Below are 10,325 nucleotides of genomic sequence, written 5' to 3'. Positions count from 1 at the left end.
CCGGCTCGGAGATTCACCTTCCGCAACGGACCCATGCATCCGAGGCGGCGGAACCCGAAGCCGAGGTCCGCCTCTGTGATCCGTTCCGCATCTCCGTGGCGGTGCGGTTCTCAGCCGCCCGCACCGTGTTCACCACGTCCGCGCAGTACGGGGCTCGACTTCATCCTGACCCGCTGACCGCAGACATTCCGAACAGAACCCTGCCTCCGCGGCACGGCACATCGTGCCGCGGAGGCCGGAAACATCACCACTCCTCCTGGAAGGACTCAGAATGCCAGTGACTACACCCCCCGTCCGGCTGCTCTCACCACATGCCGCCGCACATCTGATGAACGCTGCGCACAAGTTGCTGGCGGAATACGGATCAGCAACCGACCCGAAGCTCTTCGACGCTCTTGACGAAGCCGTGACGTGGCTCGACGCCGAAGTCGCCGACGTCTTCCGTCCGGATTTCGCGGCCGACGGACTGTTCGTGGTCCGTGGGCTGGAGATCGACGACAGCGTTCTGCCCCCTACGCCCCTGCACTGGTCCAGCGCCGGAGACGCGGGAGCCCTCTGGGACATGGCGCTGCTGCTCATCACGCGGCTGATAGGGCGTCCCATCGCCTGGCAGGGCCAGCAGAACGGCCGCGCGGTCAACAACATCGTCCCCGCCCCGGGCCATGAGCACGAGCAGACAGGAGCCAGCAGCACAGCCCTGCTCAGTCCGCACACCGAGGACGCCTTCCACCCACAGCGCGCCCACATGCTGCTGCTCTTCTGCATGCGTAACCACGACCGGGTAGCCACCACGGCCTCCAGCGTGCGTCACCTCCCGGTCTCCGCCGAAGACATGGCCCACCTGGCACGCCCAGTGGTCCCGATTCTTCCCGACGACGCGTACACGAGTCTTCCGGACTTCACGGGGGAGCCGCCGGCGGTGCGCACACTGTGGGAGTCGCCGGACGGGCTCACCCTGCGGTTCGATCCTGCCTACACCCCGCTGGACATGGCTGACGAGCAGTATCGCGAGGCCTACGGCCGTCTGGAGACCGGGCTCGCACAGGTCTCGGCCGACCTGGTTCTGGAGCCGGGGGACGTCCTGCTCCTGGACAACGACGTCGTCGTCCACGGGCGGGTGCCCTTCAAGGCACGTTACGACGGCACCGACCGCTGGCTCAAGCGATCTCTGGCCCGGATCCCGGGACGGCTTAGCCGCCACATCTCGGAGCAGGACGAGCATGGCTACGGGCAGGCCGTAATCGAATGGTGAATCCGCAGCGGCGAATTCGTCGACGGCTGTGTTGAGTTCATGGAGGAAATCTCCTGCTAGTTCATCGGACCACATCCGCGGCATGCTGTCAGGAGGCGCGGCAGTGCACTCAGGTTTTGACCACAAGGGATACGAGGACCTTCTTGCGGCGCGTACGCGGCGCGGGAACTCGGATGCGATCCGGGACATCCTGGACGCGGCCGGCGCGAAGGGCGTCCTGTCGCTGGCTGGAGGAATACCCGCGGCGGAGAGTTTCCCGGTCCGCCGTATCGCGGAGGCGACGGACCGGGTCATGTCCAGGTCTGCGACCGCGGCTCTCCAGTACGCGCCGACCGAGGGCGTGGGCGCGATGCGCGAGGTGCTGGCGTGGCGCGCTTCGGAGACCGGAGCATCGGCCACGCCAGACCGAGTGCTGGTGACGAGCGGCAGCCAACAGGGCCTGGACATGGTCGCACAGGTGCTGTTGGAGTCGGACGACGTGGTGGCGCTCGATGATCCGAGCTACCTGGGAGCCCTCCAGGTTTTCCGCCGCGCCGGGGCCCGCCTGCTGCCCGTTCCCTCGGACCGCGACGGCCTGCGTACCGACATCCTTGCCGAGCGACTGCGATCGGGTAGCCCGTGCAAGGTGGTGTACGTGGTTCCGCATTACCACAACCCCACCGGTGCGGTACTGGCGGCAGACCGTCGTCGCCATCTGGCCGAGTTGGCGAACCGGTACGGGTTCGTGATCGTCGAGGACGACCCGTACGCCGACCTGGGATTCGTCGGAGAACGACTGCCGTCGATCGATGTGCACAGCGACCGGGTAATCAGACTAATGAGCCTGTCCAAGAGCCTGTGCCCAGGCTTCCGAACAGCAGGTCTGGTGGCGCCCTCAACCCTCATCGGGGAACTGACCGCAGCCAAGCAGTGCAGCGATCTGCAGACCAACACCTGGGGACAGTATGTGCTGGCAGAACTGCTGTCCGACGAAGGGTTCCTTCCACAGCATTTGCAGCAACTCCGCGAGCTGTATTCCGCCAAATCCGAAAAATTCTCCTCCCTGGTGCGAGACATTCTGCCAGGGCTGGATTTCGAAATGCCACTGGGTGGTCTCTTTCTCTGGGCGACGATTGTCGACCCCCGAGTCAATTCGTCAGACCTGTACAGGGCCGCACTGGCTGAGGGTGTGGCCGTCGTTCCAGGCGATCCGTTCTGTGCCGAACATGACGGCTCGCGACATCTCAGGATCTCGTACTCGGCACTTGACGAAATTCAGAGCAAGGAGGCTCTGACGCGACTGGAAACCGCGTACGAGGTCGTTCTCGGAATCCGATGAGCAACGGTACAGAAAACATACTCGATCGTCGATGAGGTGACTCTGCATGACCGCAATGTCCGCCGACGGCCTGGTGAGCCGTCTGTTCCAGATTGTCGATGGGCGTTCCTGGGACGAATTGGGGACCCTGTTCACCGAGGACGCCCGCTATGAGCGACCTGGCTACGAGCCCTTGAAGGGCATCGACCGAATCCGCCACTTCTACATCCATGAGCGGATCATCGCAGCAGGAAGCGTCCATCTGGTCGACCACATCACCAGCAGCCTCGGGGCGGCCGCGTGCTGGGGGCGCCTCCGAGGCGCAGCGCTGAATGGCGAGCCGCTCAACGAGGAATTCGCCGATACGTATGTGATCAGGGACGGAAGGATCGCCCACCGTAAGACATTCTTCTATCGTCCTGCGATCTAGGACTTGTCCTGTCGATCATGTGACTACCCGTCGTTCGGGTCGTTGATGTGGACATGGGGCGGGGCGATCTGACGGACGCGGAATGGGAGCGGTTGCGGCCGTTCCTGCCGGTCAGCAACCGGCGTTGTGGCCGGTGGCGGGATCACCGGCAGGTGATCGACGGGATTTTGCACCGGGTGCGGACAGGGGTGCAGTGGCGTGACCTGCCGGAACGGTTCGGGCCGTGGACGACGGTCTATGAACGGCACCGGCTGTGGTCGGCAGACGGGACATGGGAGCGTCTGCTGCAGCAGGTCCAGGCCGCGGCCGATGCCGCGGGTGAGATAGACCGGGACATCGCGGTGGACTCCACCATCGTCCGTGCCCATCAGCACGCGGCCGGCGCCCGCACCGATCCGCCACCGGTGCCCGGCTCAAAGGGGGCCGAGCTGGCAGAACACCAGGACGAGACCGCGTGGCAGTGCCTCCACGCCCGCCTGGTGGAAGTGGTGCTGGAAGTGAAGGCCTGGGCCGCTCGCGGGGCGCCTTCACCAGCAAAATCCACCTGAGCGCCGACGGCCGCTGCCGCCCGCTGTCCCTGATCGTCACGCCGGGGCAGCGGGCAGACTGCACCCAGTTCAAAGCAGTGCTGGACAAGGTCCGCGTGCCCAAACTCGGCCTGGGAAGACCCCGCAAGAAGCCCGACAGCCTCGCGGCGGACAAGGCCTACAGCAACAGGCTCATCCGCGGCTACCTGCGGCGACGGGGCATCCGGCACACCATCCCGGAGAAGGCCGACACCAGGCCGCCCGCCTGCGAAAAGGCTCACGCGGTGAGTCGTCTCGTCGGCGTTTCCTTCACGAGGTGTCAGGAGCTGGGCGAAGTATACGATTTGGGTGCCCAGTTGGGTCACCTCGGGAAAGGCGGCGGTGAGCCGTGTCAAGAGGTCCTGATGTTCGCTCTTGAGGGGGTGTGTACAACAAACGGTGGAACTGGATCTTGGAGTGACACCGAATGACTGATGTTGTACATGCGTCGGAGACCACGCCGTCGGCAGGACCTGAGTCGGAAGCAGGGGCCGGGGCTGCGGCGGTGGATGACCAGTTGGTCGGGATGCTGGTCAAGCGGGCTCGAGCGGAGGGCCTGCAGCTCACCGGTGCCGGCGGGTTGTTGCAGCTGCTGACCAAGCGCGGGGGCTGGCGTCCGCTCTGGAGGGCGAGCTCACTGATCACCTCGGCTATGAGAAGCATGATGCGGCCGGGAAGAACGGTGGCAACTCCGGCAACGGGAAGAGGTCCGAGACCGTGCTGACCGATGTCGGCCCGGTCGAGATAGCCGTGCCCCGGGACACCGACGGCAGCTTCGAGCCGCAGATCATCCGCAAGCGGCAGCGCCGGCTGACCGGCGTGGACGAGATGGTGCTCTCACTGTCCGCGAAAGGCCTCACGCACGGCGAGATCTCCGCGCACCTGGCCGAGGTCCACGGCGCGAGCGTGTCCAAGCAGACGATCTCCACGATCACCGACTCGGTGATGGACCGCATGGCCGAATGGCAGTCCCGTCCACGAAGACGACCGCGTCTACCCGGTCGTCTTCGTGGACGCCATCAACGTGAAGGTGCGGGTTCTGTCGACGATCTTGTGGTCCAGATCGGGTGAGGGCTCATCGTGCGAGTAGGACTCGTTTGCGAAGAAGGTCGAGGCCGGCTCGGCCGAACATTTGACGCTTGAGCATTTTCAGGCGGTTGATGTTTCCCTCGACGGCGCCGGAACTGTAGGGCAGGGAAAGACCGTTACGGACGGCATCGACGTCGCGCCGGAGGTTTCTGGCAAAAGACGCCAGCGCGACATGGGTGTCCTGTTCGGCAGCGGTGATCCAGTCGTCGAGACGGTCGCCGCGGCGTCCGGCCATCATTGCAGCAAACTTCCGGACGTGATCGGTGAGCCTATCCAGCTCGGGATTGCTTTCGCGTAGACGGTGGAGCTTGTCTGCGTCCTCGTCCCGTAGGTGTTCGGGATGGGCCATGATCCAGGAAGTGACCTCGCGGACCGACGGTGGCTTGGGGCCTGGGGCGGGCGCGTGTCCACGCCCGGTTCGGTAACGTCGCAGGTGACGCTGAACAGCCAGTTCACCTCCCGGATAACCAAGGCCCTGGATTTCCCGGTAGAGCTGTGCGGCATTTCTGATGCCTTCGTTCCAGCGTTGGTGTAGGTAACCGACGTACGGATCGACGATGTGCTCCCGCTGGAGGCTCTTGGCGACCACGTCGTCTGCCGAGCGGGCCCCGGCCAGCTTGCGGACCGTGGCCTGGTGCAGCCCGAGTTTCCGGCCGATCGCCGCCTTCGACATTCCCTGTTCCCGCAGTTCGTGGACGGCTGCATGCTGTTCACGCAGCCGAGTCACGATCTTCAGTTCCTTTGGCGGTGGCTGGACCACCTGCGGCTCCGCCTCCGGCTTGTCGGGGGTGCCGGCAGTTCCAGGGGACGTTTCGACCAGGCGGGCGCGATGGGCGTTCACCGTCTTCTCGACTGCCTGACCGAGGTTGGCCCACAAGTGATAGCGGTCGGCGACCTGCTCGGCCTGCGGCGCCCCCATCCGTGCCCCCTCCCCGTATCCCGCTGAGCGATCGCGGCAGATGACTTTCACTTCGGGGTGATCGCACAGCCAGGCGGCCAAGTCCTCGCCCTCGCGGCCATCGAAAAGGTGAAGCGGACGGTGGGTGGCCATGTCGATCAGCACCGTGCCGTAATGACGCCCCTTGCGGAAGGCAAAGTCGTCCACGCCCAGCACTTCCACCTCGCCGACATCGGGCTCAGGTAAAGCCCTGACCAGCCGCAATAGCGTATCTCTGCCCACGCGGATGCCGATCGCATCCGCCAGTCGGGCTCCCGCCCTGCCGGCCAGGGCCAACCCGACCTGCGTCAACAGCCCGCTCAGCAGCGGAGTATGGCGACTGTGCGGGGTGGTCAGTCCCGCAATCTGCTCCGCAAACGTGATCACCGAACAGGCAGCATTCTCACAACGGAATCGGCGTATGGATAACTGGATCACGACGCCGAGCCCGCCCACGGCGACATCGCGCAACTCGCGCACATACCGGCCGTGCACGCGTGTCGATCCTTGGCCGCACCGGCAAACCGCGGTCGTCGATCGTGCCCGCGTCCTCAGCACCACCTTGTCCGGCAGTCGCTGGACCCCTTCGATCAGCAATGCGGACAGGTGCGGAAACAGCTCCAAGAGCACGTCACAAGAGCACACCGCGCATGATCGCGAACAGCTGACACGACCCGCTCAAGCGTCCGAATCACAAGATCGTCGACAGAACCAAGGTGCGGTACGGACAGGTCGCCAACCGCCCGATCTACCTCGCGCTGGCCGTCACCGTCGAGGGCACCCGGGGAGATCCTGGGGATCTGGGCCGGCGACGGAGGCGAGGGCGCCAAGCACTGGCTGCAGGTCTTCACCGAGATCAAAAATCGCGGCGTCGAGGACGTGCTGATGCTCGTCTGCGACGGACTGAGGGGTCTGCCGGACGCGGTCGAGACGGTCTGGCCCTGCACCATCGTCCAGACCTGCATCATCCACTTGATCCGCAACACTTTCCGCTACGTGGTCCGGCAGGACTGGGACAAGGTGGCCAAAGACCTCAAGCCCGTCTGCACCGCGCCCACCGAGGCCGCCGCCGCCGAGCGGTTCCTGGAGTTCAGCGACACCTGGGGCGTGAAGTATCCGGCGGTGATCAAGCTGTGGTCCGACGCCTGGGCCGAGTTCGTGCCCTTCCTCTCCTTCGACGTCGAGATCCGCAAGGTCATCTGCAGCACGAACGCGATCGAGAGCGTCAATGCCCGCATCCGAAAGGCTGTCCGGGCCCGCGGCCACTTCCCGAACGAGTCTGTGGCGTTGAAGTGCGTCTGCCTGGCGCTGATGTCGCTGGACCCGACTGGCAAAGGCCGCCGTCGTTGGACGGTGCGCTGGAAGGCCCCGCTGAACGCCTTCCAGATCGCCTTCGAAGGCCGACTCACCCCGACCAACAAGTAGCCAACCTCAACACCTCGGATTAACCGAAAAGTTCACACCCTGACCTCTTTCTCCAGTTCCCTGACCCACTCACGCTCCTGCTGGGCGACAACCGCCTGCCGGTCGGTCCGGGCTTCGGCTTTCTTCACCCAGTACGGCAGGGCCTCGGGATGGATCCCGAGAAGATCCCCGACCTCCCGGATGATCCCCGACCGTCCTGGGGACTGCTTCTGCTTCTCGGCGACCATCCGCACGGCCCGCTCGACCAGCTCCGCCGGGTACTTCCTCTGCGCCGGCTTGAGCGCATCCTTCCAAGGTTCAGCGCTCTGTACCGAACCCACAACGGTTCATAGCGGACGGCCGCTGCGTCCTGGGCGACCACTCCGCGGTCGAGGTAGAGCTGGTCACCATGTCTCTTCGATTGTTGAGCCGTAACGGTCAGTGAAACTGACCTCCCCCTCCCCCTACTGCCAAACAACTTGATGAGGGGAAAGGGATCTAGTGGTCAGCGTTCGGCCTCCGCCACGCTGGCTGCAGATCTGGGCTGGGATGTCACGTGCGTACAACGAGGAGTCTTCCTGATCGACCGCCAGAAAGTTTGCTAGACCCCTGCTGACCACCGTCGCAGTGCCATGACTCGCTCTGCAGTCAAAGCATCTCGCCTGGGTGGCCCGATCCCACATCGCCTCGAGTGGTACACGAGCGCGGTGGTCCTGAATCCAGCGCCAACAGTTCCTGGTGCGGTCACGCCGCGTGTCACGGCCGCACGCCCAAGAGGAGTATCACCCCTTCACCTACTCAGCCGGGACCGTCCATGAGTACGCAGTCATCTCAACTATCCCTGAGCTCTAGAGAAAGGGAGATTCTTAAGAAAATATGCGAAGGTGAGACGTATAGCACCATCGCTCGTGTGCTGGGGATCAGCACGCACACTGTAGACACCCACATTCGCCGCATCCGACGAAAGACGGGAATCGCCAACCGATCTCAATTGGTGATTCTGGCTGTGCGATTGGGCCTTTACCAAGCTGACCAGTAGGTGTGCCGAGGCCGAGAGGCACTTCCCGGCCTCGTCTCAGCACGGGGCCAGCTGCGCATTCGGGCCATCTCGGCAGCGATACCCTGTTCGGCTCCACTGCGAAGGCCCGCAATATTCGTGGACCAGCAGGCGGCGCCCCGCACGAGGGGGCCGCCGGATTCTCCGGCGGCCCCTGTTCAGCCCGGCCCTCTGCCCGGTGCCGGAGCCCCGGACCGCCGTACGAGTCGAGCATTCCGAATGGCTGAGCCACGATCGGCCGTTGGCGCAACGCGTGACCGAAGGCCACCTCCACAAGCCTTCGTGATCCATACCCCTTTGACTCGGTGCGCCCCGACGCCATGCGCGCGCTGAGAATCAGCCTCATCGCAAGGTGATCGGTAACTATGCACGTTGACCCCCTGCCGGCGACGAACGCCGCCCACTATCGGCTTGTCTGCAGCGAATGCGGCAACCACCGCGAGGACGACGGGATCAGCCTGGCCTGCTCCGCCTTGCACGGTCCCGCTCTGCTGCGAACCGAGTACCGCGAGACCGCGTTCGCGCCCGACGACCGGTCCTCCGGCGTCTTCCGCTACCACCGCTGGCTCCCGGTACGCCGCTGCCTCCCGGGTACCGGCCGGACCGTCGTCCGCCGCGCCGGGAAGCTCGCCGCGGCCATCGGTCTGCACGAACTGTGGATCGCTTTCAACGGCTATCAACCAGAATGGGGCGCCGAGATGGCGACCTGCTCCTTCAAGGAATTGGAGGCGGCCGCCGTGCTCGGCCGCCTCCCAGGGTCGGCCGGTACTCTCGTCGTCGCCTCGGCGGGGAACACGGCCGCAGCATTCGCCGAACTCTGCTCACGGCACGACGTGCCTGTCGTCATCATGGTTCCGCAGGCCGCCCTCGGTGGGCTGCGCTCACGCGCGCCCTACGGCCGGTCGGTCCAACTCGTCGCTGTCGCCGACGCCGAGTACGCCGACGCCATTCGCCCTCGCCGACACGCTGGCCGCCCTCCCCGGATTCACCGCCGAAGGCGGAACCCGCAACGTCGGCCGTCGTGACGGCCTCGGCACGGTGATGCTCGCGGCGTACGAGAGGCTGGGGCGCCTGCCGGATGTCTACGTCCAGCCGATCGGCAGCGGCGCGGGCGCGATCGCCGCCCATGAGGCAGCCCTCAGGCTGCGCCGTGCCGACGGCGGCTCTTCAAGGCCACTCCCCCGCCTGGTTGTCGCCCAGAACTCCGCTTTCGCCCCCGTCCATACCGCCTGGCACACAGGTACCCGGCCGTGGACCTGCACGGACGCCGGCCCGGACGCGATCCATCGCGCATTCGCCCCCGAACTGACCAACCGCCGCCCGCCCTACGAGACCTCGGGCGGTCTCGCCGCGGCCCTGCGAGAGAGCCGGGGGGACGTACTGACAGCCGATGCCGACGAGGCGCGCACCGCCATGGCCGCCTTCGCCGAGTCGGAGGGTGTCGACATCGAACCGCCCGCAGGGGTTGCCCTCGCCGCTCTGCGCACGGCCGTGCGCCAGGGACGGATCGATCCGGCGGCGACAGTTCCGCTCAACATCACCGGCGGTGGGCGAGCGTGGTACGCCGCGGAACGCCGGTTGGAGGCCAACGTGCCCGACCTGGTCGTCCCTCGGGGGGCCACCGACTCGCCGCAGGCAGTCGCGGAGATCGCCGCCGCAGTCACGAGTGCCGTTCCGCACCACCCTCAACATGTGGCCCTGGCACGGTCGTAGCCCGGAGCACCGGCCTCAGCATCCTGCCCTCAGTCAGACGTCGACCACCGAGGAACGACACTTCCCATGTCTCATGCCTCCACGCCCTGGCCAGCACACCCCGTCACAGCGCATGCATCCCCGCACACGGTGGAACTCGCCGACACCCTCACCCGGGCCGTGCGGGCTGCGCCGACAACGGAGCCGGTGCAACGCACCGCCGCCCGCGTCGCCCGCCGGCTCGCAGGGTTCCTGCAGCACCCCGACCTTCTCAGTCCCGAGCACATGGAGCCCGACAGCGCCCAGTACCGCCAGCACGTGCTGCACGTCGATCCACAGGGCCGCTTTTCCCTGGTCGCCCTCGTCTGGCTGCCCTGTCAGGCCACTCCGGTGCACGACCACACCACATGGTGCGTCGTCGGCACTTATCTCGGCACCGAAGAGGAAACGAGTTACCGGTTCGTCCGCCTTCCCGACGGGCGATCGGTGCTGCGACCGGTGACCGGCGGGGTCGAGAGAGGCCAGCGACGGTGCATCTCGTTGATCATCGAGGGGATTTCCGGTGGACACAAGTCACGAGAATTCGTGCCGCGTAAATCCC

At 65.7% G+C, this 10,325-nt stretch carries 9 protein-coding genes and 4 pseudogenes; 11 read left to right on the top strand and 2 right to left on the bottom strand.

Annotation, left to right across the window (positions count from 1 at the left end; translation table 11 throughout):
• Positions 1-271 precede the first annotated feature (271 nt).
• The 6 genes and pseudogenes from PV364_RS39825 to PV364_RS39805 all read left to right on the top strand — a co-directional run.
• On the top strand, positions 272-1,252 hold the full coding sequence (locus PV364_RS39825; RefSeq protein WP_319665831.1) for a TauD/TfdA family dioxygenase: 981 nt from the start codon (positions 272-274) through the stop codon (positions 1,250-1,252).
• Between the two features lie 103 nt (positions 1,253-1,355).
• On the top strand, positions 1,356-2,570 hold the full coding sequence (locus PV364_RS39820) for a PLP-dependent aminotransferase family protein (RefSeq protein ID WP_319665830.1): 1,215 nt from the start codon (positions 1,356-1,358) through the stop codon (positions 2,568-2,570).
• Between the two features lie 46 nt (positions 2,571-2,616).
• Positions 2,617-2,979 carry a nuclear transport factor 2 family protein gene (locus PV364_RS39815; protein ID WP_319665829.1) on the top strand — a complete coding sequence of 121 codons (363 nt, stop codon included), beginning with the start codon at positions 2,617-2,619 and terminating at the stop codon, positions 2,977-2,979.
• 53 nt (positions 2,980-3,032) lie between these two features.
• Positions 3,033-3,527 (top strand): IS5 family transposase, encoded by a 495-nt coding sequence (locus tag PV364_RS39810; protein ID WP_415924671.1) that lies wholly within the window; start codon positions 3,033-3,035, stop codon positions 3,525-3,527.
• Positions 3,485-3,792: pseudogene (locus PV364_RS41470) on the top strand (transposase); the annotation flags it as partial. The gene PV364_RS39810 and the pseudogene PV364_RS41470, both read left to right, overlap by 43 nt.
• Positions 3,793-4,071: 279 nt before the next feature.
• Positions 4,072-4,581 (top strand): annotated as a pseudogene (locus PV364_RS39805) (transposase); the annotation flags it as partial.
• A gap of 39 nt (positions 4,582-4,620) precedes the next feature.
• Here PV364_RS39805 and PV364_RS39800 read toward each other — a convergent pair.
• Positions 4,621-6,201 (bottom strand): ISL3 family transposase, encoded by a 1,581-nt coding sequence (locus PV364_RS39800; protein WP_319665828.1) that lies wholly within the window; start codon positions 6,199-6,201, stop codon positions 4,621-4,623.
• A gap of 83 nt (positions 6,202-6,284) precedes the next feature.
• Between PV364_RS39800 and PV364_RS39795 the strand changes: the two are divergent.
• A pseudogene (locus PV364_RS39795) lies at positions 6,285-6,996 on the top strand (IS256 family transposase); the annotation flags it as partial.
• Between the two features lie 32 nt (positions 6,997-7,028).
• On the opposite strand, the gene PV364_RS39790 reads toward PV364_RS39795, so the two are convergent.
• Positions 7,029-7,316 carry a transposase gene (locus PV364_RS39790; RefSeq protein ID WP_319665827.1) on the bottom strand — a complete coding sequence of 96 codons (288 nt, stop codon included), beginning with the start codon at positions 7,314-7,316 and terminating at the stop codon, positions 7,029-7,031.
• A 473-nt stretch (positions 7,317-7,789) separates the two neighbouring features.
• On the opposite strand from PV364_RS39790, the gene PV364_RS39785 reads away from it, so the two are divergent.
• The 4 genes and pseudogenes from PV364_RS39785 to PV364_RS39770 form a co-directional block, all read left to right on the top strand.
• Complete coding sequence (locus tag PV364_RS39785; protein ID WP_319665826.1) at positions 7,790-8,014, top strand: helix-turn-helix transcriptional regulator; 225 nt, start codon at positions 7,790-7,792, stop codon at positions 8,012-8,014.
• 383 nt (positions 8,015-8,397) lie between these two features.
• Complete coding sequence (locus PV364_RS39780) at positions 8,398-9,057, top strand: pyridoxal-phosphate dependent enzyme (protein ID WP_319665825.1); 660 nt, start codon at positions 8,398-8,400, stop codon at positions 9,055-9,057.
• Complete coding sequence (locus PV364_RS39775; protein ID WP_319665838.1) at positions 8,951-9,745, top strand: pyridoxal-phosphate dependent enzyme; 795 nt, start codon at positions 8,951-8,953, stop codon at positions 9,743-9,745. The genes PV364_RS39780 and PV364_RS39775 overlap by 107 nt, the downstream gene beginning before the upstream one ends.
• Before the next feature lie 129 nt (positions 9,746-9,874).
• A pseudogene (locus PV364_RS39770) lies at positions 9,875-10,325 on the top strand (hypothetical protein); the annotation flags it as partial.

Origin of the sequence: Streptomyces sp. MI02-7b, assembly GCF_033793585.1 — a bacterium.
In the GTDB taxonomy this organism is placed as follows: domain Bacteria; phylum Actinomycetota; class Actinomycetes; order Streptomycetales; family Streptomycetaceae; genus Actinacidiphila.
This window is presented reverse-complemented; position numbering and strand designations above follow the sequence as displayed.